This is a genomic window from Streptomyces sp. NPDC021562, assembly GCF_040640875.1.
GTDB lineage: Bacteria > Actinomycetota > Actinomycetes > Streptomycetales > Streptomycetaceae > Streptomyces.
The window spans coordinates 30,156-54,822 of the sequence record NZ_JBFACN010000037.1 but is presented as its reverse complement, the minus strand read 5'-3'; the positions used below and the strand labels follow the sequence as shown (position 1 = coordinate 54,822).

Here is a 24,667-nt window from a genome sequence, read left to right as displayed (position 1 = left end):
GGACGCGCCCGCGAGCGCGCTCGCAGGGCCGCTGTGGGGATCGCGATTCCCGGCGACCGTGCAGGGCAGGACGCCGATGCAGGGCGTCCGGGCCGGCCGGCTCAGCCCGGCGGCCGAGCCGCGTCCTCGGCCTCTCGGGTCAGTACCACTGCCCCCGTCGCCTCGCGTCCTCCAGGTAGTGCAGGACCGCCGCCACCCGGCGGTCCACCTGGTCCGCCGGGGAGAGTTCGAGCTTGGCGAAGATGCTGCGGATGTGCTTGTGGACCGCGCCGTCCGTGACCACCAGGCGCTCCGCGATCGCGCTGTTGCCGAGGCCCTCGGCCATCAGGGCGAGGACATCCCGTTCACGCGGGCTGAGCCGTTCCAGCCGGGTGTCCTGGCGGGAGCGGGTGAACAGCTGGGCGACCACTTCCGGGTCGATGGCGGTACCGCCGGACGCCACCCGGTGCAACGCGTCGAGGAACTCCTCGACCCGGCCGACCCGTTCCTTGAGCAGGTAACCGACTCCGCCCACCCCGCCCGTGAGCAGCTCGGTGGCAAAGCTCTGCTCGACGTACGCGGACAGGACGAGAACGGCGAGGCCGGGGCGGCGGCGCCGGGCCTCCACCGCCGCGCGGATGCCCTCGTCGGTGTGCGTGGGCGGCATCCGTACGTCGAGGATCGCGACGTCCGGCTTGTGCTCCTCGATGGCGTCCAGGACCTCCTCGGCCGTTCCGGTCTTCGCCACCACGTCGAGGCCCTCGGCACCCAGCAGCAAGGCGAGCCCCTCGCGCAGCAACGGGTCGTCCTCGGCCATCACGATTCGCATGTCGGCAACCAACTCATCTGTAGGACAGGGCACTTCGGTGGACCGGCCCGCGGGCTTCCAGAACGTCAGGTGCCGCAGGGCAGATCCACGTCGAGCACCGTCGGCCCGCCCGCAGGGCTGGTCACGCGGAGCGTACCGTCATGGGCCGCCACCCTCCGACGCATGCCGGTCAGCCCGGAGCCGCCCGCCTCGTCGGCGCCGCCCCGCCCGTCGTCCTCGATCCGCAGATGCAGCCGACCGCCCCGCGCCCGCACGGTGACCGCCGCCGCGCTCGCCCCGCTGTGCTTGGCGATGTTCGTCAGCGCCTCCGCGACCACGAAGTACGCCGTGGCCTCCACGGACGCCGGGCACCGCTCCGGCGCCTCCACATCCGTCCGGCACGGCACCGCGCACTCGGCGGCGAGACCCGACAGCGCCCCGGCCAGCCCCCGGTCGGACAGCACCGGCGGGAGGATCGAGCGGGAGACCGCGCGCAGTTCGGCCAGCGCCTGCTCGGCGGCGCTCTGGGCACGTTCGAGGAGTTCGTCGGCGCGCTCCGGATCCCGGGCGGCCATCCGCCGGGCGGCGCCGAGCAGCACCGTCACCGTGACCATCCGATTCTGTGTCCCGTCGTGCAACGACCGCTCGATGCGCCGCAGTTCGGTGGCGTGGGCGTCGAGCGCGGCGGCCCGGGTCGCGGTCAGCTCGGCCACCCGCAGGGACAGGTCGGCGTCCGGCCCGGCGCCCAGCAGCATCCGCCCGGCACGGGCCTGAAGACGCGCCATGCCGGGCGTCAGGCCCAGGATGACCGCGATCCAGCCGACGCCGACCAGGCTCACCGACAGCGCCTCCGGCCAGGTGCGCGCCGCCCCGAACCCGAAGGACGTGCTACTCGTGTCCGCCGGTGCGAACGGCCACACCAGCGGAAAGAGGGTGTCCCGGAACGCGGCCAACGGCAGCCACACCCCGAGCAGCCCCAACAGGAACCCGAGGCTGCCGTGACGCAGCGCCCACCGCAGCTCGCGCCGGGTGGTGGGGTCGGTGAGGGCGGCCCGCAGCGTCGGCGGCGGGTTGGGAGCGACGATCTCTGGCCCCCAGCGGGCCAGCCGCCTCCGCTCCCGTTCGGCCAGCGCGTGCAGGGTACGGACGACGACCGACGCCAGCAGCAGGCCCACGCCGGCCGGCGTGGTCACCGCGGCGACGGCCGCCAGCACCAGCACGCCCAGCGCCATCAGCGCCGTGCCGAGCCCGCCGACGAGCTGCCGGAGCGCGGCACCAGAGGCCCGCAGGGCCCGGACGGCGATCTCCCGCGGACGCTCGGCGCCGGGGCCGGCGTCCGCGGTGTCCGCGGTGCCGGTGGGCTCGGTGGTCGTCATGCTCACTCCGCTTCTGATGTACGCCAACGACCTTAGGGCAGGCCCACTTCGCCGTAAGTACAGCAGGCTGTACTCACGATCCGGCTGTTGGCGGGATCGGCCGAGGGGGGCGCGGTCCGTAGCGTCGGAGACATCAGCCGGGACGCCGGCCGAGACACCAGCCGAATCCCCGCCGAAGGAGCCCGCGATGGCGACCATCGACCCCCACCGACCGAGCGCCCACGACGCCCCCGCCCCGCCCGTCACCCGCGGCGAAGTCACCCGCGTCTTCCTCTGGCTGGTCCTGGTGATCAGCGCAGCCGCCAACATGGTCGCCTCCTACGCCGCCGCCGGTGTCGCCGTGAACCTCGCCTGCGGCACGGTCACCGGGCTCGCGGCCATCGTCCTCGTCCTGCGCCGTCTGAAGGGCGGCCGCCGGTGAACCTCGCGTCGACCGCCGTACGGGTCACCGCGCCCGCCATCGCGCTGGAGCGCGTCACCAAGACCTACCCGGGCGATGTGAAGGCCCTCGACGAGGTGTCCCTGACCGTCCGGCCCGGCACCTTCCTCGCCGTGATGGGCCCCTCGGGCTCCGGCAAGAGCACCCTGATGCACTGCGCGGCGGGGCTGGACTCGCCGACCTCGGGCAGCGTCCGCATCGACGGACACGAGATCGTCGGCCTGGACGAGACCCGCCGTACCGAACTGCGGCGCGAGCGCGTCGGGTTCGTGTTCCAGGCCTACAACCTGATCCCGTCCCTCACCCTCGAGGACAACATCACGCTGCCGCTGCGGCTCGCCGGCCGGGCCCCGGACCGGGAGTGGATCGCGGCGCTGGTGGAGCGCGTCGGCCTGGCCGGCCGGCTCGGCCGACGCCCCGCCGAACTCTCCGGCGGTCAGCAGCAACGCGCGGCCGTAGTAAGGGCGTTGGCGGCCAGGCCGGCCGTCGTGTTCGCCGACGAGCCGACCGGCGCACTGGATCTGCGCAGCGCGCACGAGGCGCTGGAGCTGCTGCGCGCCCTGGCCGACGACCTGGGCCAGACGGTGATGATGGTGACCCACGACCCGGCCGCCGCGTCCCGCGCCCACCAGGCTCTGGTGATGGCCGACGGCCGGGTCGTCGAGGCCCTCGACCACCCCACCGCGCCCCAACTGGCCGAGCGACTTGTCGCGTTGGGAGACCGCTGACCCGTGTCCGAGCACTTCCGCACCCCTTACCGCCTCCCCCTCCTCCCCATCGCCCTGCGTATGGCAGCGCACCGGCTCACCGCGCTGCTCGCCGTGGTGTGCGCGGTACTCGGCGGGGCGGCCCTGATCACCGGCACCGGTGTGCTGGCCGAGTCCGGGCTGCGCTCGCAGCTGCCGCCGGGACGGCTCGGCGGCGCGGACATCGTCGTCGCGGCCGACCAGGAGTACCACCCGGACGGCGATCTGCCGCTCGCCCTCCCCGAGCGCGCCCGGGTCCCGTCGTCGCTGGTCGGCCGGCTCTCGGGCCTGCCCGGGGTGACTGCCGTGGTGGGCGACCTCGGCTTCCCTGCCGCGCTGGTCGACGCCCGCGGAAGGGTCGTACCGACCGCCGACGACCCAGCGGCGGCCGGACACGGCTGGTCCTCCACCAAGCTGCTGGCCCACCCACGCGTCAGCGGCCGCGCGCCGGCCAGGGGGGACGAGGTCGCCGTCCCGGCGGCAGCCGGGCTGCGCCCCGGGGACCGCGTCCAGGTCGTGGTGGGCGGTCGCCCCGCCGTGCGCTGTCGCGTCACCGCGGTGGTCGACGCACCGGGCGCGGGCGTCTATTTCGCCGACGCCACGGCCGCGCGGCTCGCGGACCGCGACGCCGCGCGCCGATACGACCTGATCGGCCTGCGCACCGCACCCGGAACCGGCGAGCGGGTCGCCGACGCGGTGCGCGGCCGGGTGGCCGGCACCGGGCTGACCGTCCGCACCGGTGCGGACATCGGCGAGACCGTGGCGCCGGGCGTCGGCATGGCCCGCTCGCTGCTGGTCCTGCTGGCCGGTTCGCTGGGCGGAATCGTGCTGCTGATCACCGGGTTCGTCACGGCGGGCGCGCTGGGTGTGTCGATCGCCGGGCAGCGCCGCGACCTGGCGCTGATGCGGGCGGTCGGGGCGACCCCGCGACAGATCCGCCGGCTGGCCGCCGCGCAGTCCTCCGTCGTGGCCGCCGTGGCCCTGGCCCCCGGAGTGGCCCTCGGCTACCTCCTCGCGGGCCGCTTCCACGAGATGCTCGCCGACCGCGGCGTCCTGCCCCCCGAACTCCCCCTGACCGTCGGGCCCTTGCCCGCCCTCGCCACGCTCCTCCTGCTCGCGCTCACCGTGCAGGTCTCCGCCCGGGGCGCGGCCTGGCGCACGTCCCGGATGCCGGCGACGGAGGCCGTCACCGAGTCCCGCAGCGAACCGCGCAAGCCGTCGAAGGCCCGTACCCTCACCGGAGTTCTGCTGATCGCCGCCGCGTGCGTGCTGTCCGTCGCCCCGCTGCTGACCCGTACGGTGATCGGCGCGTCGGCCGCCTCCATCGCCGGGATCGTCGCCGCGATCGGCCTGGCCCTGTGCGGCCCGGCCCTGGTCCGGTCGCTCGGCGAGCGGGCCGTACGACGGCTGCGGCCCGGGACGCCCGCTCCCACCTGGCTCGCCCTGGCCAACGTACGGGCGTACGCACTGCGGGTCGCCGGAGTGGTCAGCCCGCTGGCGATGGCGGTCGTGTTCGTCCTGACCTACACCCTCACGCAGACCACCGTCCTCGCGGCGACCGCACAGGACACCCGCACCGGCACACGCGCCGAGTACCGGCTGAGCGCACCGGCCCTCGGTGGCCTGTGGGCCGGCGCACGGGACGCCGTACAGAAGCTGCCCGGAGTGCGGTCCGCCGCACCCGTCGGCTCGACGACTGTCATCTGGCCGTACGTGATGTTCGGAGAACCCGATGTGGAGTCGGTGCCGGCACTGATCGCCACGCCGGACGCGGCCGGGGTCCTCGACCCCGGCGTGCGGGAGGGCGGGCTGGCCGGCCTGACCGGCGCCACGGTCGCGGTGAGCAGCGAGGTCGCCGGTTCGCGGGACGCCGGACTCGGCCGGCGGATCCGGCTGGTCCTCGGCGACGGCACGCGGGTCGAGGCGCGGGTGGCGGCCGTGTACGACCGGGGCCTCGGCTTCGGCTCGCTGATCGTCTCCGGGGACCTCGCGGCCGGCCACACCACCTCCGGCCTCGCCCAGAGCCTCCTCGTCCGCACGGACGGCACCGCGACGGCGCGGCGCGCCCTGGCCGGTCTGACGGCGTCACGCCCGGGCCTCGTCCTGGAGACCACGTCCGGAACGGCCTTCGGCGGCAAGCAGGACACCCCGCCCGAGGTGTGGATCAACCTCGCGACGATCGTCGTACTCCTCGGCTACCTCCTTCTCAGCATCGCCAACAAGCTGGTCGCGGCCACTGCCCAGCGCCGCACAGAGATCGCCGCGCTGCGGCTGGTCGGCACGACGCCGCGGCAGATCCGGGCGATGATGCGCCGCGAGGCGACCGTGATCGCCGCTGCCGCGCTCGTCTCCGGCCTGCTCCTCTCCGCCCTTCCCCTCGCCCTCCTCGGCCAGGGCTTCCTCGACCGCCCCTGGCCGGCGGGGCCGGCCTGGCTGCTCCCCGCCATCGCGGCGACGATCGCGACGACGGCCTTCCTCACGATCGAGCTCCCCACCCGCCAGGCCCTGCGCACGCCCCCGGCGGACGCGATCCGGGCGGTGTGAGGATCCAAGGGCCGCCCGGACACGGCCCATCACGAAGACCCGGCGCGTGGGAGCCCTGGAAGATGCCGACGAGTGAGACTCCGGTGCCGGCGATCAGGAGGGTGCCGTAGATCACCCAGCCGGTGTCCATGACGGCGCCGAGGGGGAGTGAGCCAGATCGCCCAGCGCGCGGGAGTGGGCGCGGGCACCCTGTACCGCAACTTCCCCACCCGCGAGTCGCTGATCCTGGCCGTCTACCAGGACGAAGTGGCACGCATCACCGGCACCGTGCAGGACCTGCTGGCCCAGATGCCGCCACTGGACGACCGACCTCGTCGAGGCCATGCGCAGAAAACACGGCCTCGGCGACGCACTCGGACCAGGCGCCCACCAGGCGATCAGCGAACAGAGCTACGGCCCGGTCATCGCCGCGATCACCCGCCTTCTCGACGCCGGCAAGAAAGACGGAAGCATCCGCCCCGACGCCGACCCGGGAGACTTCCTCCAGCTCACCGGTGCCTTGTGGCGCGCCCCGTCCAGCCCCGAGGACGGGGCGCACCACATGCTCGCGCTCATCCTCGACGGACTCCGCACGCACCGGTGAACGAACGCACACACGACAGGGGCGTCAGGTGATCGGCCCTTCCGTGGAAACGGATTGGTCAAGCCGGGTGCTCTGATCCGCTCATGCCCGCGAGAGCGGCGAGGGCGGCCCGGCGGTGTTGCCGTGGTCGCCGTTGCTGGGCCACCACCGGTGGATGTCGAGTACGGCCTGGATCAGTGGTGCCGCGGTGTCCTGCCGATGGTGCAGGGGCAGGTCGGCGACGAGGGAGAACAGGCCGGTCCTGCCGGTGGCGGTGGCGTCGGCGAGGGCGGTGCGCCAGTAGGCGGGCCAGGGGTCGGGGTGCAGGGCGTCGGCCGCGCGGGCGAGTGCTCGACTGGCTTTGGCGCGTTCGGGCGCGCTGGCGTGCTGTCGTACCGCGTTCGCGGCCTGGTCGAGGAGCGCGGGCGTCAGATGCGGTGCGATGCGGGAGATCGTTTCCGGGAAGACGCCGTGGTGCCAGCCGCGATCGCCGTGGACGAGGTGCAGGAGCCGGTCCAGGAGTTCGGCGGCCCGGTTCGGGTCCAGGTGGGGGGCGAGTGTGGCAAGGGGCCCGTCCAGTTCGTACGCACTGGTGAGGGTGCGCAGGTAGGAGACCGTCTCGTCCAGAAGTCCGGGGCGGGTGGCGGGGTCGGCGTACGCGGCCAGGTCGGCGAGGACGTCCGCGGTCTGATAGCGGGCGCCGAGGGTGCGAGCGAGCCGGGCCGCGTACTGCCGTGCGTCGGGGTTCAGGTAGGGGGCGACGGTGCTGAGGCCGGCGTGGCCGTGGCGGGACGCCCAGTCCATGTCCCAACGGAAACTGAGCGCGGTCAGGCAGTCCAGCGCTGCTTCCAGGACGGGGCCGCGTCGGCGGGCCGGCAGGTAGGCCAGCAGGCAGGAAAGCCGTCGCAGGCGCTCGACGTGGTCGCCCTCGTCGCCTTGGTCGCCTTGGTCGTCCACGGCTGGCAGCGGGGTCGGATGGCCGGGGAGCAGAGGCAGTCTGTCCTCGTCGGGCACGCCGGCGGCCGCCCGCTCCAGCGCGTGGAGCCCGTCGCAGGGAACGTCGTCTTCGTGGTCGTGCGGAATGAGTGCGGCCATGGCCGCTTCCCGCAGCAGGACGGCGCGTCGTACCGGTGCGGCGTAGGGGATGAGGCCGGCGAGTGAGGAGGCCTGCCGGCAGGGGCCGTGTGCGGTCCGGGCGAGCCGACTGGCCTGGTCGATCAGCGTGTCGGGCAGGGGCTGCGGGTCCTGCGGAGGGGGGTGGTGGAACGCGGGCCGGTCCAGAACGCATGCGAGGTGGAGCGCCGCGCCGAGCTGCTGCGGGTCGGTGGCGGACTGTACCAGCGACCGGTAGCGGTGGTGCGGGTGGTTTTCCGAGGTGGCGAGGTCGCGGGCTTGCCGCAGCAGTTCCTCACGGTCGGGTGGTGCCGCCCTGGCCGCCAGCAGTACCAGGAGCCGGGCACGCGGCTCGGGGCCGACGTCGACGGGGATGACCCGCACCGCGTCGGCGATCAGGGAGTCGGGCAGGTGGGGAGCCAGCTCGGTGAGCAGGCTGACCCGCTGCTCCCCGTGGTCTTCGGTGGAGACGAAGCCGAGGATGCGGCTGAGGGTCGCGGACGGCTGGCCGGGGGCCAGGTGTACGAGAGCTCGCGTCGACGGCCCCTGCTTGTCGAGCATCCGGGTGCCGAGGAAGTGGCGCAGCAGCCCGGGCGTCAGGTGCGGGGCGAGCTGATTCAGGGCGTCTTCGGGTGGGTTCGCCTCGCCGACGTGGTCGATGACGCGGCGCAGTAGATGTTCGGGCAGGAACCTCGCGATCTCGCACGCCGTCCAGACAGCGGAGGCCCGATGCGCGCGGAACAGGGCGTCGAAGGTGTCTTCCAGCAGCCGCGTCCTCCTGAGCTCGGGCATCAGCGGCAACAGGGCTGCGATGCCCCCACGTCTGAGATCCACCTTTTCGGTTCGCAGGATCTGCAGGGCTTTGTCCAGCAGCTCGGGCCGTTCCTCAGCGGGAAGGTGAGGAATCGCGGCGGCGAGCAGGCGGGCAGCCGTGACCGGGCTCGCTCCGTCGAGCGTCTGATCCAGCAGGCCGCGGAGCTCGTCACCAGGCAGATAGGGGGCCAGTTCTTCCACGATGAGGCGGTTGAACCGCTTCTCCTGCGCGGGGTCGTAGGCGGCGAGTCGTTCGGCGACCAGCCGGGCGCGTTCGTCCGGTTCGGAGGCCAGCAACACCGCGCGGAGGGCTTTGCTCTCTTCCGTGGAGTACCGGTCGGTCCGGGCGAAGGCCAGCACGTCCTCATAGAGGGCCGGCAGCTCCGGCAGGGCCGCGGTCATGGCCCCCAGGTAGTGATGCGCGGACCCGTCTCGTCTACGGGCTCCGGCGCGCAGCTCCTGCAGCGACCGTTCGGGGAACCACCTGGCCACGTGTCCGAACAGCCAGGCACGGATCTCCTGAGATCGCTGACGGTCGGTGTCGGCCGCCTCCAACGCCCGCTCCAGATAGAACTCCCGCCGCTCGGGCAGGGCAAGGCCGACCAGCCAGACCAGCGAGAACGCCCGGCGCATCGCGTAGTCGATGCCTTCGGCGGCCTCCCCGGCCAGTTCGACCAGGTGTGTCTTCCGGTGTTCCGGCAGTCCACGGAAGCGGGCGAGGCGACGCAGCGCATCTGACCGTTGCTCCGCGTCAGGCATCATCTCGGCGTACGCCTGTGCCCTGTCGAAGGTCCAGATTCGACGCCGGGCCAAGGCGGCCAGAATGCCGGCCGGGACAGTCCCGGCGAGGCTGACGATCGAACTCCTGATCAGGGCGTACCGGAATTCCAGCGCTATGCCCTCGGCCTGATCGGCGGGCGATGCGGCCCGGTCGGTGATCTGCTGCGCTCGTCCGCGCGCGAGATCCAGGTCCAGGAGGTACTCGGCCGTGCGTTCGGACCGCTCGTGCAGCGCGAACCAGGTGTTGGTCCGACCGCCGGGACCGGCCTCGGCGGCCAGCAGCCGATACAGGAGATCGTCGCGCCCAGCCTGCACGAGATGGTCGGTCACATGCAGTAACCCGTAGAGGTCGTCGTCGGACGGCCGGGCCGGTGGACCGAAGTGGGAGATCGCCTCGGCGAGTCCCCCGTCCAGGCCGCCCCACCTCCGTAGGAAGGCGGCAGCGAGGCGGCCGTGCAGGTCGGGCAGCCGCCGGGCCGCCCGGAACCGCGTGTAGTCGTAGAGAAGATCATGCAGGGCAAACGTGCCGTCGGCGGGTCGGTAGGTCAGCAGTGACCGCTTGGCCAGGCGCGCGATCGCCAGCCGTGATTCGTCCGGGTCCAGGCCTTGCTGTCCCCAAAGACGTGCTGCGACCGAGACCGGCACCGGGCCCCGGCCGGCGAACACGGCCAAGTCCTCGTACAGCTCCCGGGTCGCCGACGGCAGGCCACCGGTGCTCGCCTCGACGGCGGCCAGCAACGAGGTGTGCCGATAGTCCCGGAACGTCACCGCCAGCGCGTCGGGCCGGGGCTTGCGGAGCAGGGTCACCAGACTGGTCCACGGCTGGCCGTCGCCGACCATACCGCCGCAGATCGCCACGGCCAGCGGCAACCCACCGCACCGGGCGAGGACTTCGTCCGCCTGTCCAGGCAGCTCCGCTTCCGCGATGCCCGCATAGGCGGCCAGCATCGACCGAGCCTGCGCCGGGTCGAGCGGCGCGACGAGGAGTTTTCGCTGCCCGTGCGGCACGGTCTCGTGGTCTCGCGTCGTCACCAGCAAGGCGCTGCCCGGCCCGAACACATCCAGCGCCACACGCTGGTCATTACCGGTCACGTCGTCGATGACCACCAGGCACCGGGCCGACGCCAGCCGACGCCGCAACGCGTTCACACCGGCCTCGACGTCGTCGCCCGCGATGGACACACCGAGCACGGCCAGCAGTTCCGCCTGGCAGCCGGCCGCCGACCGGCCACCCGCCGACAGCCACACGACACCGTCCGGGAACGCAGAGGCGACACGCCGATCCCGCGCAGCGGCCTGAGCCAGGAAGGTCTTGCCCGACCCGCCCATGCCGACCAACGCCACGATCGGCGCGTGTCCTGCGGTGCAGGCGTCTTCCAGCAGCGCATCCACGATCTGGTCGTGCGGGACCTGCCGAGCCAGGAACGTCCCGGGCAACGGAGGGGGCTCCGCGAGCCCCGCCAAAGTGCCGCAGGGAGCTGGGGCGTGCCACGAGACGGGCCGCCCACCCCCTCGGCTGCCCTGCCGGCGCTCATCCCGGGCCCGCTGCCACGTCTGCATCCACCGACCGTCGCTCGGGGCCCTGAACCCAGGAGTCTCCGTACGGGCTTTGGCCCGCAGGAAGACCAACAGCCAACGCGCCGTTTCAGCGCCGGACGGGACGTTCTCGCCCTTGAGCCAGGCGGACCACGCCGACGGCCCCACCCTCACCGGCGGCCTCTGCGCGGCCGCCTGCCGCACGACCACCTTCCCCGTCGGCCGACCGGCGGCATGCCACAGCTCCTGCAGCCCCTGTACCCACTGCGCGGTCGCGTCCAGCGGCTCACTCACACCCATGTCCCCCGCCATCCGGTTCCGATCCGGAATCGATCCGGAAAACCCGACCACGTCCGAACTCCAGGGTCACGACGCCCACTCCGAGCAGCGGCGAGCTCCGGGCATCGCCGGAAAACCCTCCGGACGGGCCTCATCGACGGTGACCGGCCGATCGTCCAGCCAAGGCCGCCGACCCCCAGGGGGCACCGTGTTCCAGCGTCCATCACTCAAGCACCCGTACCTGCGCGGCCTCGTCCGCACCGCGACGCAGGCCGCCGTCCGCAGCGCCGCCACAGCGGCCGGCTCCGCGCCCGTCGCACTGGCCATCTGGTGGATCACTCACCGGTAACGCCGGACCGCACGTCGGTGCCGGTGACGCGCGCCACGGCGTGCGTTCCTTCCGAGGGATCTCGGCCACCGGGGATCGCCTCCTGGACGGCTGTGGGTCACAGGTTCCGACACCGCTCGGCGGTGCGGTCACGCACATCGTCCCCGGTGCCCGCGGCTTCGGAAACCCTCCCGACGCGGGCGAGCTGTGCCGGGGACTCCCGTCAACCGGGCCGGGTCCGCGGGATGACCCACACCAAGGCAGCACAGCAAGACAAAGCGGCGGCGCGGCTCGTGGCACCCGGTACCTCCCCGAGATCGAAGCCGGCTCATTGTCCGGAGCTTGTTGTCCGGCATCCGACCCCCGATCCCGGAAAACGAGATGGCAGTACAAACAAGGCACCGGCGGATGCGGACTTCGCTGCGCCGGCTCACCATCACCGTTCGGACGACCGGACGGCAACAGGATCGGGACCCGACTCTCGCGACGCCGATCTGATGACCCGAAACCACCGAGAGGATGTCTCGTGCTCAGCACACGAACGGCGAGTACCACACGCAGCAAGCTCGCTGTCGGTTCCGCCTTGGGCGCCGCAGCACTTGTCCTGACCACCATGGCGATGGCAGACACTGCCGAGGCCGCGGACTGCCCCTCCGGGGCGCTGTGCGCCTACACCTCGACGTACGAATCCGGATCACGTGGGGCGGTCTACGAGGACAACACGGATCTCACCGGGTATTCCCAGTTCCGCGGGGCCGAGTCGCTGTGGAATGCCGGCACCTCCTGCAATGTACGGATCTACAGCGAGCGCAACTACACAGGCCACTACTGGACACTGGCCCGTGGCACGGGGATGTACTCGCTCAACGACGTGGCTGACAACCCGGAATGGGGCACGTCTCTGTACCACCATGTCTACTCGAACAACTGGTGCGTGTGAGCCGAGCCTGCGCACGGCTCGCGGAGATCGTCGCCACCGCCGCGGTGTTCACGGCCGGCTGTTCGTTCTCGGACGGCGGCGATCGAGGACAAGTGCCGCTCGACCCGCGACCGCTGTCCGCCGTCCTGGTCACTTCCGTGGCGGACACCGCTCGTCTGCGAGAGCAGGAGGAGTCCGCCGTCGCTCACTGCATGGCACGTCGCGGCTTCAGGTACGTGCCGGAGCGAACGACGGTGAGCGAGCGTACGGTGACCACCAATCCGTACGGCCTGCTGCGTGAGATGCAGGCGCACCAGGACGTTACGGCGTGGTGGGCGAGATCCTCAGCGGGACGGGCAACCGTCCTCCGCCGGCCGTTCACCACTCCGCTGGCTGGACAAAGGCGCTGGAGGTCACGCACGTGGAGAAGTTCACTCTTTCGACCGGAGTGGTTCTGACCTACCGGCCCGACGGGTGCGCCTACCGGGGCCGGAATCCCAGACGATCCCTTCGGAGCACTCGGCGTGGCGCGCTTCCGCCGGTCGCTGGCCTGGCACATTGCGCGCAGACCGGGCGGATTGGTGGCCCTGGCCATCCAGTACGGGCACATGCGCACCACAATGAGTGCCGGTTACGCCGCCCGCGGCCGCGGCGGCATCCACGAGTATCTCAGCGCTGGTCAGCGCTCCACGCTGACCAGCCAGAACTGGCGTGTTGGTTCGTCGGCTGGGAGGCAGGAGTAGCAAGCGCCGTGCGGCACTCAAGCCAGGCGTCAGCACTCAGCAGATCCTGGAGTCTGGTGAACAGGGCGAGCAGCTGAGGGCCCCACTTGTCGCGGAAGGCGGAATCGACGATCGCGAGATCGAGTTCGTTGGCCGCCGACAGTTCGGTGAAGTCCCGGCGCAACTGTGGCCCTGGAACGCGGGAGCGGCCGGTGAACCTGTCGTGGAAGGCAGCATCGGCCTGATTGAGAGCCGGGTACGTTGCCTTCCGGTCGCATGAGGCGTACAGGTACACGATGGCCTCGGCCTCGGCACCAATCACCGCCGCAAGGTCATTGCGACGGTCCAGTGGCAGCAGTGCTGTGGGGAAGCCGTCCGTGCCGTAGAACGCGTGACACAGACCGGCGAGTTGGAGGGCCGGACGGGCCTTCCACGTCGCCAGCTGCGCCTGTACACGCTGGAGGTGGGTAAGGAGAGTGCCGCCGGGGTGGGCGATGCTTTCTGCGCCGAACTCACGCAGCAGGGTGACAGCCCGGTCAGTCGTGGCAGGGAGAGCAGGCACAGTGTCCGTGTCCCTTCGGTAATGGGGTTGGTCGGCACCCGTACAGCGCCTTCGCCGGTCCGGATCCGTACGAAGGCACCAAACGGGTTGCCGCCTGGGCCCTGCAACGATCTTCTGACACTCCAACACCCCAGTCAGTCCTGGGAATTACTCCAATTACCCAAGGTATAGCTTGGGTGCTATGACTCTGGATGACCTGCGCGTGTTCGTAGCCGTGTGTCGGGCAGGAAGCCTCAGCGCCGTGGCCCGTGACCTGTCGTGTACCCAGTCGGCAGTGAGCCAGCACGTCAAGCGCCTAGAGCGGGAAACGGGCATGAGCCTGTTGGAACGCCAGCCACGCGGGGTTGTTCCCACAACGGCGGGGCGCATCCTGTGCGACGCCGCCGCCGACGGGATCGCCGGGCTCGATCTTGCGCTGCGCCGCCTGGGCGACCTCGTGAACGGCGAAAGCGGTTCCGTGCGGATCACGACCGGCGGAACGACCGTCCGGCACTTCATGGCCGAAGCGATCGTCTCCTTCCGCCGGCGCTACCCGAAGGTGAGCCTGGAGTTCCAGACCGAGACCTCCAGCCGCGGATGCTTCGACGCCCTCCTGGCCAGCAACCTCGACCTTGCCTGGATCACCGTCGGCGCCCCGGTGCGCGGCATCGAGCAACGCCCCGTCGCCGACCTGCCCTGGGTGCTCGCCATGCGGTCCGACGATCCGCTCGCGGCCCGGCCGCACATCGACGCCCCTGACCTCACGGGCATCCGCCTCATCCGACTGCCGTCGAACTCCACCTCCGGCGCCCATTTGGACACCGTCTTCGCCGAACTGGGGATCCGGACCGGGTCGGACACAAGCGTCGCCGACTGGGACACAGCCCTGCTCCTTGCCGAACTCGGCCTGGGCCACGCCGTCGTCCCCGCCGTACCGGGTCTCCCGACACCTGGTGACGCCAGCCCCCTGCGTCTCATCCCCATTCCGGCGCTGCCGCCACTGTCGGTCGGCTGGGCCGTACGCCGCTGGGACGCCCTCTCCCCGCTCGCTCGGAGCTTCGCCGACACGGTGGCTGCAAGTTGCACAAAGACGCACATCACGGCGTGAGCACGAAGACCGAGCTCGGACTGTCTCAAGGTTCACCACCCAGCAGTCGCTCCTGAGGCCTTCGCCAGTAGGCGCGGGGTCGGAGGGGGAGCACCGCGGTGTTTCACCGCCGACTCCTGGATCACATAAGGTTCACATTCACGGAAGGGGATTCGTGGCCCGAATGCGAGTTCTGCTGCTGGACGCGGCTCCTGGGAACCTGCTCGATCGTGAGCTGGAGTGCCTGCTTGGGCACGGGCTGGCCGTCACGCTGAACCTCCGGCGCATAGCCGATGCTGCGAGCGCGCGGCTGCGTGGACGGGCCGGGTGGACTTCACCGACTTCGATGCTTTCGAGGAGTCGGCACTGATAGCCGAGATCATCCGCGGTGGAATCGGTTATCGCGCGGTGAAGTCCCGGGCCGGCGTCCCGTTGCGCGCTACGTTCCTGGCAGCAGCGACCGATCCAGCACTGACCAACCGGCTCCGGGTGATCGGCCGGGCCGGGGCGGGCACCGACCACGTCGACCTGGCCGCTGCCGCCCGCCACGGCGTCACCATCACCCACACTCCGGGCTCCAATGCGACCGCGGTCGCGGAGTTCGCCTTGGCCCAGCTGCTTGCCCTGACCCGGAACCTGTCAGAGCACAACGAGGCGGCGTACCGCGGGCGCTGGAACGGACCGGCTGCCCCCGCGGTCGAGCTGTCGGAGCTGACCCTGGGCGTTCTCGGGCTCGGGCGGATCGGCCAGGCGCTGGCCGAGCGGGCGGCTGCCCTCGGCATGACCGTCCAGAGCCTCTCCCGTCACCCGGCGGGGGCGGCGGCGCTCCGTGCCGAGTCCCTCGGCACCCTTCCCAGACGTCGCTGAACCCGTGATCGAGCAGATAACTCGTGAGGTTCCGGTGCTCCGGCATGATGAAGATGTCACTTGCGGACGTCAGGCCGTGCACCAGCAGCACCGGATCGGCGCACTGGGCACGGCGGAAACGGGTGAGGCTCAGACTCAGGCCGTCCTCGGTGGTGAACGGATGATGCGATATCTCCGCGTCCGACACGCCCTCGAGCGAAAAACGCGGGATGCTCTGCTGCGCCATGCGCCCCCCTCTGTGCCTTCCGCTCCGACAAGCCGTGAGCGGGTTCGCCGGTCCAGGAACAGCCTGGCAGGGAACGACGCGCCGGGTAGGCAGACCGGGCCGCCGAGCCGCATGAGGCGGGCGGCAAGCGTGTGCTTGCCGCCCGCTCAACCAGCCCGGCCGGACGGTGGGTCAGACCCCTCGGACGGTGCCGCCGTCCTCCTCATCGTCAGACGTACTCGCAGTACACCGGGCTGCTGTTCGTCTCCACCGGCACGCCGGGGACCGGCCCGTCGTTGGAACCGCCGCTGACGTACACGGCACTCACCCAGCCGAGCCACCCCTGCGGGGAGACGATCTCCACCCAGTAGTGGTTGTGGTAGGGCCCGTCGGAGACGTTGTCGCCCCAGCGCTGGCAGTAGGCCTGCACGTTGACGTTGGTCAGCAGCTCCGAGGTGGCCAGGTCGCACGTCGTGCTCGCACACTGGCGCACGTGCACCTGGCCGGCCCAGATGTGGACCGTCGACGTGGCCGGAGCGGCCTGGGCAGGGGCGGCCGTCAGGCCGAACAGGGCGGTGATCCCGAGCAGGGTGGCGAGCAGGAGCCGTACGGAGAACAAGCGATTCAAGGTCTGCGAAGACACAGGTGGTGTCCCTTCCTTCTGAGGGTGTTCCGGCTGTGTTCCGGAACACCGGCAAGGCGGAGCCGTCGGCGGGAGCGGTCAGCGCCGACCGCGTCACTCATGGGACGGGCTGTCCCGGACCGTCGTATGAGCGTCCGAGCCATTGCGACCGTCGTGGTCCGTCGCGCAGACCCGCCGGCAGGGCAGCGCCCGCGTGCGCCGACGGCGGTGGGGCCGCCCCGTCATACGGGAACGGGCCGCGTCCCGTCCGGCAGGGCGCTCCTGGCAATGAAGAAGGGGAACCAGGCTCGGGATTTGCACATCTAGTCGGGTGGCTCATCCCGGTGTGAGTGTTTGTCGTGTGTGGGGCGGTGCCGGACGCCATCGAGGAGTGCCCGTGCGTTCGCTCACCCATATGGACAGGCGGCGACTGCTCAAGGCGGCCGGTGCGGGTGCCGTCGTCGTGGGGGCAGGTGCCGGACTGTACACCTGGCCGACGACGGACGGTGGCGCGTCGAGTGCGTCGGCTGCTCCGGTGTCGGTGAAGCCGGCCGCTGCGGCCGGGGCGAAGCAGGCGTTCCTTCACATCATCGCGCACCCCGACGACAACCTGTACTTCATGAATCCGGACCTGGAACAGTCCGTACGCAGCGGGGCGCCCTCGGTCACCGTCTGCCTGACCGGCGGCGAGTCCGACGGCCACAACGTCCTTTTGCACGACCCCATCGCCGGCATGGTCCCCTACGACCGCGAGAAGTACGTGCGGGCCCGGATGAACGGCGTGCGTCGGGCCCATGCCCTCATGGCCACCGGCGACACCGAAAGCCCGTGGGACGTGGACGCCGTATCGCTCATTCCCGGCTTCCAGGTGGAGGTGCAGACGCTGCGCGCGGCCCCGGACAACCAGTTGGTGTTTCTGGAACTGGTCGAGGCCCGCTCCCTGTTCGCGCCCAGGAAGAACTCCCTGCGGGGTCTGTGGCTGGGCGCGGCCGACACCCTCGCCACGCTCCCGCCGACCCGTACTCCCGTGCGAAAGCGCTACGAGTACACCCGGGGCCAGCTCATCGACTCGCTGACAGCGATCATGGAACGGGTCCGGCCCACAGTCGTCCGCACGCTGGATCCCAACGCCGTCCACAGGGCTGACAAGCCGCCGCTGTACTCCCGCGACAAGCGGCTGCGCGGCTTTCACTACCACGACCACCAGGACCACACCGCCTCCGCCCACTTCGCCCAGGCGGCGCTGGCCCAGTACTGGGGGCGCCAGCACAGCCGTCCGGTGGCCGTCGAAAGCTACCTCGGCTACGAGAATGCCGCCCTGCCCCACAACATCGACCGCAAGACCACCAAGCGCAAAGGCGATCTGCTGTCCGTCTACGGCTGGGCGGACCTCAAGGACTGCGGCGACAAGGCCGGCTGCGGTGACCGCAAACTCGGCGGCACAGCCCTCACCGGCGTCTCCAAGAACTGGACCCGCTCCACCTACCAGCGCGCCCCCGGATCCAACTCATGGCTGCTCCCCCTCGAGGACAGCCGGTTGGCGGCCTTCGCGGTCCTGGACGGCACGGCGCGCTGCTGGGTGGAGACTGCTCCGGGCAGCGGCACATTCGGCGGCCCCCACGACCTGGGCGGGAAAATGTTCGAAGGGCAGCTCTTCGCCTTGCGCCACCGCGATGGACGGATTCAGCTCTTCGCAGTCCATGCGGTACTGCCGAGCGGCAAGCGTGCCCACCGTCGCGAGCTGATGACTGCGATCCAGTCCGGCACCGGCGACAAGGGTGTACCCGTCTTCGGCCCGTGGGAGTCGCTGGGCGCGCCGGACTCCGTCCCGGTCAAGTCACTGGAGATGGGCTACCCGGCCGCGGTCGCCGACAAGGACGGAGTGGTGCACGTCTTCGCACGCAACTGGGACGGCGGTGTGAGCCACCGCAGCAGCGTCCGCGGCAGGAAGTGGACGGACTGGCAGCGGGTGGAGTGCCTGCCCGGGAAGTACCCGCAGGTGGTGGACGGACTGGACGCCTGCGTCGACTCCGCCGGGCTGATCCACCTCGTCGCTCCCCACGCCAAGTCCGTGCTGCACTGGGTGTCCATGGAGCCCGGGGGACTCCCCCGGCCGGTTCCGGCGGTCGGTCTGCGGCAGCCCGCCGGGCCTGTCAGCGTGGTGCCGCTGGCGGACGGGGGCATACGGATCGCCTACCGCTTGCCGATCACCGCGCAAGTGCTGCTCGCCGACTGGGAGCGGCAAAGTGGCGGTTGGCAGGTCATCGGGAAGGCCGAGCCGATCGGCGGCTATGGTCGGGTCAGCCTCGCGACCGCCGGTCCCCAGGGGCGGCGGACGGTGCTCGCCGGGCGCGACGACGAAGGCATGGTGCGTGTCGCCACGGCCGACAGAGAGCCGGGGCGCTGGCAGACGGGGAAGATGCTGCACACGGCGGCACCAGCGGTGGCCACGGACGCGAACGGGCGTGCCGTGGTCGCGGCCCTCGGTACCGATGCGCGCCTCTACACCGCCCGACAGGCCTCAGGCACCGATTCGAGGGGACCCGACTCGGCCTTTGATCCCTGGTCGGCCGCGGCCGGACGGTAGGCCGCGGCACGCGGTCCGGGCAGGCGTGTCCGGCAACGCGGCCGCGCCTCGACCGAAGGCGGTCAGGCGCCGCCAGCCTGCGGCACGCCGCCCCAACAGACGGATTGACAGGTCGAATCCGCGCTCCGAGAGGAGCCGCAGGGCCGCGTCCGCGAGCGCCTTACGTGTGGCCGTCTTCTTGCGCTCACGCCGCCCCCGCGCCAGTACGAACATGCGGCTTTGACCAGGCCGGTGGTGAATCGGCGCCCGCACTGTCGTCACCGCTCTGTCACAAGTAGTCGCCGCCCGGAACCCTGCCCCTCTCCCGGCCTGTCTGCACTCACGTACCACGACCACGCGTACCGCGGGGCAACAACCGACGACCGAAGCCCGCGGACGAGACGACTCAGGGGGACGACAGCATGCGATACAGCAACGGCATCCGCACGGCGGCTCTGGCGACGACGGCGGTCACGGCCGTCACGGCGGCGGTGACCGGCATCCTGCCCGGCACCGCCATGGCGGCGAGCACCACCACCTCCACCACGCCGCCCAGCTGCCCGGCCTCCGCCCTCCAGGTCAGCGCCTGGCAGGCCGCCCACCGGCCCGTCGGGACCGGGACCGGGGCGGCGGTCGTGCAGTTCGCCAACGTCTCCCGCAGGACGTGCGTCCTGAAGGGCCATCCGACGGTCGCGGGCGCCGGCAACGGCTCCCCCGCCCACAACACCCCGCTCAAGGTCACCCGCACCGGCAGGGCGGCCACCGTGACGGTCCGGCCGCACGGCAAGGCGTGGGTGAAGCTGACCTTCGTCCAGGTCCAGGGGGAGGCCGACGGCTACTGCCTGTCGGGCAAGGACCCGGTGACGTATCCGACGATGGTCATCGGGCTGCCGCACTCCGGGAAGCACCAGGTCGCCCTGAACGACGGGGTGTGGGCCGAGTGCGACAACAAGGTGACCGTCACCCCGGTCTCGGCGGTCAAGCCTTCCTGACCCCCCGTCCCCGCAATCGAGCAGCCCGCATGACGATCGCAAGTCTATGAGCTGCACGTTTACGAGGAAGTACACATAAGTGCAGGTCAGCGACTCAGCGTACCTTCGGTGCGCTGAGTCGCTGACCTGCGGTGATCAAACTCCGATGACACGAACTCACGTCCGTGCGTGCGCGTCCGCGGTGGTGCCCGGCACCGGTCGGGCGGCGGCGATCACAAGACGGGTGTCCGCGTCTACGACGACCTGCACGTTCGCCGAGAACCGGTAGGTGCGTGACGATGAGCCGATGTCCAGGTCGCGCACCGGGACCAGGGCGCCATCCACGATCCACAACCGGTCGCAGGGGCACCGCCGGCCGGATCTACAACATCGCCGACGACGCTCCCGTCACGACGGTCGAGCTCTATCAGCTCAACGGCGTCGAGCTGTCCGCAGGGCTCCACGAGCTTGCCCTCTGTGATTCGCCCAATCATGTTTCAGCTTCGCGGGCTGCCGGTGACAGACGGCGCGCACACCTGATCGTACTTCGGCCCCGCCGCTGGAGGACCCGGAGTGCACCCCGGCGCGACTTTCCCGGCTGCCACGCAGGCGAACCTGAAGTCGACGATCCGCCGCAAAGGCGGCCGTACCAAGGGCGTCCGTCCGTCTGGGCAATGCTGTCTGATCATCTTCTGAGTATTGAACTGGACGGCGTCCCAGCAACGAGCGGAACCTTTGGGCAGAACCGGCCGACCCGGGCCAAGGGGCCCGTCGAGAGCCAGCGGCATATCGTGGTCTGCGGCGGCAGGTCACCCTCGTCGCGGCACAGCGCGCGATCGTCACCGACTGGACCCACCGCTCTCAGCCGCCTCGGCAGCAGCTGACCCAGCCTCGTCCACGGCACACTGCCCGATGCCGGGGGCTGGAGAAGCCGGGCCGGCGCCTCGTGCGGGCAGGTGCGACGGCATCCGCAGCCTTCAGCGGACGTCGGTGGTTTGCTTGCTCTTTGCCGGTGGATGGGGTGAGTTGTCGGCCAATGCGTGCAGCGGCCTCCGGCGCATCGGGATAGCGGGGTGCGGCGCGTTTCGCGTGCCGGCGGCCTTCGCAGCGCACCCGTCACCCCGGTTGCCGTCACCTGCGTTCGGTTGCGCAACGACTGCCCCGGCCGAGGCCCGCACCCGTGATCACGGCACGGGAAGCGGCGCACAAGGCATGGTCCTGTGTCATGGACACCCTTTCCCGGTCGTTGTGGAACATCTGGTGCACCGCGCCGTTGGTGTGCGGGCGTGAAGCAGATCGTTTCCTGCCGGCGCGCTGCCCCGCCGGCCGAGGTGCCTGATGTGTATGCACGGTTCCGCCCTTGTTGAACAGTCGGCTGTCGGCCATATGCCCGGGGTATGGGCCAGCGACTGCGCGGTGTCCGGCTCTTGTCGCAGGTGTTCCGCGGTGGCTAGGCTCCCGCTCACTTTCACGCTTCACGCACATATTCGACACAAAGGGCGGCCGAGCGCCGCTGTCCGAGCGTACGGGGGGTGGGGAACGTCGACGTGTCTCCGATTCGGCAACCCCCCGACGGACCCGTCCCGCCCAAGGACAAGTCCGCCCCCGCCATCCGGCGGCCACGCGGGGAACGCACGGACCACCCCTTGGCCGGACCACCGGCAGCCGCGGCGAACGGCACGCCCTGTGAGCCGCCTTCCCCTCGCCCCACCCCGAGGCGCGGCGACTTGAGGATCCTGTGGTGGGTCAACGCGGTCGACGGACTCGGCAGCCAGGCGTCCGGACTGGTTTTTCCGCTGTTGCTCCTGGATCTGGGCCACTCCCCGGGCACCGCGGGCGCGTTCGCCAGCGCTACCGCGCTCGCCGGAGTGGTTCTCGGACCGCTCGTCGCCGTACCGGCCGACCAGGGACAACGGCGCCGCATCATGACAGGTGCGGCTGGATTCGCGGCCCTGGGCACGGGGGTGCTGGCGCTGACCTGTCTGGGCCGCCCCGCGTTATGGCTGGTGATCGCGCTCGCTCTGCTGGAGCGACTGTGCTCCACAGTCTACGAGTCCGCGTCGCGCGGGGCCCTGGTCCACCTGGCCACCGTTGACGAACTGCCCCGCGCGGCCGCCGGAATGCAGGTGGGCGATCAAGTCTCGCTCATCCTCGGTCCGGCGCTGGGCGGGGCCCTGTTCCAACTCGCCCGTCCGTTGCCCTTCTTGGCCGACGCCCTCTCCTACGCGGCAGCAACCCTGGGCATACGGGCCGTTCGTACCCCCCTCGACCTGCCCGTCCCCGCCCCGGGCGCTCCGGAAGCCGGCCCTCGTCCACCGCGGCGCGGGGCGTGGCGTGCGTGGCCCGGCGCCGCGAAAGCCGGGCTGGCCACGGTTGCCGGCTCCCCGGTGCTGCGCCTGGCCGTGGTGTGGACGTCGACGGCCGGCTGCACGCTGACACTGCTGTTCTACACCGCGCTGTTCCAGTTGGGTGGAGGTGCGCACAGCGCCACAACCGGTCTGGTCCTCACGGCATCCGGGGCGGCCGGGTTGCTGGGTTCCCTGATGGCGGCCCCGGTGGTGCGGCGGCTCGGTCCGGCACGCGTGCTGACGTCGGTCGCCTGGCTGCTGCCCGTGCCGTGCGGCTCCCTGCTGTGGGCCGACAGCGCGTGGAGCTGGGGGGTGGCGTTCGCCGGGCTGTCCGTGCTGGTGCCGCTGATCACTGTCGTACTGTCCAGTGCCGCCGTGGCCTGCACACCGCCGGACGTGCAGTCGCGGGCCGCGAGCGTGTTCGACTCGGTGTCCGCGCTGGCCGCGGCCGGTGCCCCGGCCGCGGCAGCGGTCCTGGTCACCACCTGGAACCCCCGGACGCCCGCGCTGCTGTGCACCGTGCTCTTCGTCGCCCTGGCCGTGTACACCCAGGCAAGAGCCCACGGGGTGCTCCGCCCGGGTGCGGTGGCGGCCCATGGCGGCGTCCTGGACGGGAGGCAGCAGTGAGTGACTCCTTCAAGGTCTTCCTCGGCGCCCTCCCGGAGGTGTGCGCGCGCGACCCGCGTCGCATGGTGCTCACGGCGGACGCCGGCGGCCGCTGCGAGGTGTTCACGTGGGATGCGGACGCCCGCAGGACCCGGCAGGTCACCGACCGGCCCGGGGGCACGATGCACTGCGCCATCGACGCCGACGCATACGTGTGGTGGTTCGAGGAGGACACGGACGGGCGAGGGCACTGGTGGTACCAGCCGTTCGAGGGAGGCTGCCGACTGCCCGGCCTGCCGGGGGCACCGGCCGGACTGCCGCGCGGTCTGGCGGTGACGGCCGACGGTACGGTCGCCGCGGCGGTCGCGACCGGGCATGGGACGACAAGCGTGCTGGTGGGGCGGCGCGGGCGGGCTCCGCGCGAGGTCCTCACCACACCCGGGCCGTGCTGCCTGGGCGGCATCACCCCCGAAGGCGACCTGCTGGCCCTGGTGGGAGTCTCCGACGGTGACGCGCCCATCACCGTCATGACCGCCACGGGCCGGGTCACCGCCACCCTCCCTCGGCCCGGCGGCCCCCGGGGCAGGTTATGGTGCCGCGGCTTCTCACCGAGACCCGGACGGCCCGAACTGCTGCTGGTCCACGAAAGCGAGGACGGCTACCAGCTGGCGACCTGGAGCCCGCGCACCGGCCTGATCACACACGACTGGTGCGGCTTCGACACGGAGATCAGCGCACGCTGGTACCCCGACACCCGTGAGGTCCTGGTACGCCAGGACCGCCACGGCCGCTCGCTGCTGCACCGGGTGTCCCTGCGTACCCGGACGCGCCACACGGTCCCCACGCTCGCCGGCAGCCTGCTCGATGCCGCGCCACGGGCCGGCGGAGGGGTGCATTACCTGTGGACCGACACAGCCCACCCGCCCGTCCTCCAGGCGACCGACGGTATCCCCCTGCCGGACCCCGGCTTCCTGCCGCACGTACCCGGCCGGCACACCGACCTGTGGACCCCGACACCCGACGGCCCCGTCCACACGCTGCTCAGTCTGCCGCACTCCGCTTGCGGCACCGACTCCGCTGCGGCTCCTGCCTCTTCCTCCGTCGAGAGCCGGCCCGGCCGTCCGGCCCCCGGTTCCGCGGCTCTGCCGCCGGCCGTGTTCCTGGTCCACGGCGGGCCCGCCGACCACGACAGGGACGCCTACGACGGCGTGGTTCACTCGCTGGTGGCCTCCGGCTACGCCGTCGCACGGGTCAACTACCGCGGCTCCACCGGCTACGGCCCCCGCTGGCGGCGCGCCTTCGGGGCCGGTGCAGGGAGCGTCGGCCACACCCAGGTGGCGGACCTGGCCGCCGTACGAGCCGATCTCGTCCGTCGGGGACTCGTCGACGACAGGGCGATCGCCCTGTGGGGGGTGTCCTGGGGCGCGTACCTGGTGCTGCTCGCCCTCGGTTCCCGCCCGGAGCTGTGGCAGGCAGGCATCGCGGTCAAACCCGTCGCCGACTGGGTCACCGCCCACCGGATGACCACGCCCACGCTGCGCGCCCTGGACGTCCGATGGTTCGGCGGAACCCCCGAAGAGGTGCCGGAACGTTACGCCTTCAGCTCGCCCTTGACCTACGCGGCAGACGTGGCGGCACCACTGCTCGTCGTCGGCGCGCACAAGGACGTCAAGTGCCCGCCGGAGCAGATCCGCAGCTACCTCACCGCCCTGACCGCCGCGGGCGTCGAACACGAGCAGCTGTGGCTCGACACCGGACACGACGGTTACGACGGCGCGACACACGTCGCCGTCCTGCGCCGCGCCCTGACCTTCCTGCGCGCCCACCTGCGCGCCCCGGCACCCGCCGGCCCCTCACGTCCCCCGGCTCGTCCGGGAGGACCCCGGTCCCGCTGACGCACACAGCGGGAC

The 24,667-nt window shown here is 71.5% G+C and carries 17 protein-coding genes and 3 pseudogenes; 14 read left to right on the top strand and 6 right to left on the bottom strand.

Annotation, left to right across the window (positions count from 1 at the left end; genetic code table 11):
- Positions 1-139: 139 nt before the first annotated feature.
- Together AB0G52_RS36870 and AB0G52_RS36865 are read right to left on the bottom strand one after the other, a co-directional pair.
- On the bottom strand, positions 140-808 hold the full coding sequence (locus AB0G52_RS36870; protein ID WP_132887084.1) for a response regulator transcription factor: 669 nt from the start codon (positions 806-808) through the stop codon (positions 140-142).
- A gap of 65 nt (positions 809-873) precedes the next feature.
- The gene (locus tag AB0G52_RS36865; protein ID WP_132887083.1) at positions 874-2,163 is read right to left on the bottom strand and encodes a sensor histidine kinase; all 1,290 of its coding nucleotides are present in this window, start codon (positions 2,161-2,163) and stop codon (positions 874-876) included.
- A 187-nt stretch (positions 2,164-2,350) separates the two neighbouring features.
- On the opposite strand from AB0G52_RS36865, the gene AB0G52_RS36860 reads away from it, so the two are divergent.
- The 5 genes and pseudogenes from AB0G52_RS36860 to AB0G52_RS36840 all read left to right on the top strand — a co-directional run bounded on the left by AB0G52_RS36860 (position 2,351) and on the right by AB0G52_RS36840 (position 6,475).
- On the top strand, positions 2,351-2,584 hold the full coding sequence (locus AB0G52_RS36860; RefSeq protein WP_361342955.1) for a hypothetical protein: 234 nt from the start codon (positions 2,351-2,353) through the stop codon (positions 2,582-2,584).
- Positions 2,581-3,330 carry an ABC transporter ATP-binding protein gene (locus AB0G52_RS36855; RefSeq protein WP_361342952.1) on the top strand — a complete coding sequence of 250 codons (750 nt, stop codon included), beginning with the start codon at positions 2,581-2,583 and terminating at the stop codon, positions 3,328-3,330. The genes AB0G52_RS36860 and AB0G52_RS36855 overlap by 4 nt, the downstream gene beginning before the upstream one ends.
- Before the next feature lie 60 nt (positions 3,331-3,390).
- The gene (locus AB0G52_RS36850; RefSeq protein ID WP_361342991.1) at positions 3,391-5,892 is read left to right on the top strand and encodes an FtsX-like permease family protein; all 2,502 of its coding nucleotides are present in this window, start codon (positions 3,391-3,393) and stop codon (positions 5,890-5,892) included.
- A 147-nt stretch (positions 5,893-6,039) separates the two neighbouring features.
- A pseudogene (locus AB0G52_RS36845) lies at positions 6,040-6,084 on the top strand (hypothetical protein); the annotation flags it as partial.
- A 130-nt stretch (positions 6,085-6,214) separates the two neighbouring features.
- Positions 6,215-6,475: a hypothetical protein gene (locus AB0G52_RS36840; protein ID WP_361342950.1), complete on the top strand. Its 261-nt coding sequence runs from the start codon at positions 6,215-6,217 to the stop codon at positions 6,473-6,475.
- A gap of 81 nt (positions 6,476-6,556) precedes the next feature.
- Here AB0G52_RS36840 and AB0G52_RS36835 read toward each other — a convergent pair whose 3' ends face one another.
- Positions 6,557-10,597 (bottom strand): NB-ARC domain-containing protein, encoded by a 4,041-nt coding sequence (locus AB0G52_RS36835; RefSeq protein WP_361342947.1) that lies wholly within the window; start codon positions 10,595-10,597, stop codon positions 6,557-6,559.
- A 586-nt stretch (positions 10,598-11,183) separates the two neighbouring features.
- Between AB0G52_RS36835 and AB0G52_RS36830 the strand changes: the two genes are divergently transcribed.
- Together AB0G52_RS36830 and AB0G52_RS36825 are read left to right on the top strand one after the other, a co-directional pair.
- Positions 11,184-11,324: a hypothetical protein gene (locus AB0G52_RS36830; RefSeq protein WP_165939255.1), complete on the top strand. Its 141-nt coding sequence runs from the start codon at positions 11,184-11,186 to the stop codon at positions 11,322-11,324.
- Between the two features lie 598 nt (positions 11,325-11,922).
- Positions 11,923-12,243 carry a peptidase inhibitor family I36 protein gene (locus AB0G52_RS36825; RefSeq protein WP_361342944.1) on the top strand — a complete coding sequence of 107 codons (321 nt, stop codon included), beginning with the start codon at positions 11,923-11,925 and terminating at the stop codon, positions 12,241-12,243.
- Between the two features lie 648 nt (positions 12,244-12,891).
- On the opposite strand, the gene AB0G52_RS36820 is transcribed toward AB0G52_RS36825, so the two are convergent.
- Positions 12,892-13,506, bottom strand: coding sequence for a DUF6817 domain-containing protein (locus tag AB0G52_RS36820; RefSeq protein WP_132887078.1), 615 nt, complete (start codon positions 13,504-13,506; stop codon positions 12,892-12,894).
- Between the two features lie 181 nt (positions 13,507-13,687).
- Here AB0G52_RS36820 and AB0G52_RS36815 point away from each other — a divergent pair, with 181 nt between their 5' ends.
- Entirely contained in the window at positions 13,688-14,593 is a 906-nt protein-coding gene (locus tag AB0G52_RS36815; RefSeq protein WP_361342941.1) for a LysR family transcriptional regulator, read from the top strand.
- A gap of 306 nt (positions 14,594-14,899) precedes the next feature.
- Positions 14,900-15,439, top strand: coding sequence for an NAD(P)-dependent oxidoreductase (locus AB0G52_RS36810; protein ID WP_361342938.1), 540 nt, complete (start codon positions 14,900-14,902; stop codon positions 15,437-15,439).
- A 434-nt stretch (positions 15,440-15,873) separates the two neighbouring features.
- Here AB0G52_RS36810 and AB0G52_RS36805 read toward each other — a convergent pair whose 3' ends face one another.
- Positions 15,874-16,263, bottom strand: coding sequence for a hypothetical protein (locus AB0G52_RS36805; RefSeq protein ID WP_361342935.1), 390 nt, complete (start codon positions 16,261-16,263; stop codon positions 15,874-15,876).
- Between the two features lie 418 nt (positions 16,264-16,681).
- On the opposite strand from AB0G52_RS36805, the gene AB0G52_RS36800 reads away from it, so the two are divergent.
- Together AB0G52_RS36800 and AB0G52_RS36795 are read left to right on the top strand one after the other, a co-directional pair.
- Positions 16,682-18,853: a PIG-L family deacetylase gene (locus AB0G52_RS36800; RefSeq protein ID WP_361342932.1), complete on the top strand. Its 2,172-nt coding sequence runs from the start codon at positions 16,682-16,684 to the stop codon at positions 18,851-18,853.
- Positions 18,854-19,254: 401 nt separating this feature from the next.
- The gene (locus AB0G52_RS36795; protein WP_132893668.1) at positions 19,255-19,824 is read left to right on the top strand and encodes a DUF4232 domain-containing protein; all 570 of its coding nucleotides are present in this window, start codon (positions 19,255-19,257) and stop codon (positions 19,822-19,824) included.
- A 165-nt stretch (positions 19,825-19,989) separates the two neighbouring features.
- Here the strand turns inward: AB0G52_RS36795 and AB0G52_RS36790 are convergent.
- Positions 19,990-20,163, bottom strand: a pseudogene (locus tag AB0G52_RS36790) (IS5/IS1182 family transposase); the annotation flags it as partial.
- Between the two features lie 5 nt (positions 20,164-20,168).
- On the opposite strand from AB0G52_RS36790, the pseudogene AB0G52_RS36785 reads away from it, so the two are divergent.
- The 3 genes and pseudogenes from AB0G52_RS36785 to AB0G52_RS36775 form a co-directional block, all read left to right on the top strand.
- Positions 20,169-20,270: pseudogene (locus AB0G52_RS36785) on the top strand (NAD(P)-dependent oxidoreductase); the annotation flags it as partial.
- Between the two features lie 1,260 nt (positions 20,271-21,530).
- On the top strand, positions 21,531-22,778 hold the full coding sequence (locus AB0G52_RS36780) for an MFS transporter (protein ID WP_361342928.1): 1,248 nt from the start codon (positions 21,531-21,533) through the stop codon (positions 22,776-22,778).
- Complete coding sequence (locus AB0G52_RS36775) at positions 22,775-24,652, top strand: alpha/beta fold hydrolase (protein ID WP_361342925.1); 1,878 nt, start codon at positions 22,775-22,777, stop codon at positions 24,650-24,652. Before AB0G52_RS36780 ends, AB0G52_RS36775 begins: the two co-directional genes overlap by 4 nt.
- Positions 24,653-24,667 lie beyond the last annotated feature (15 nt).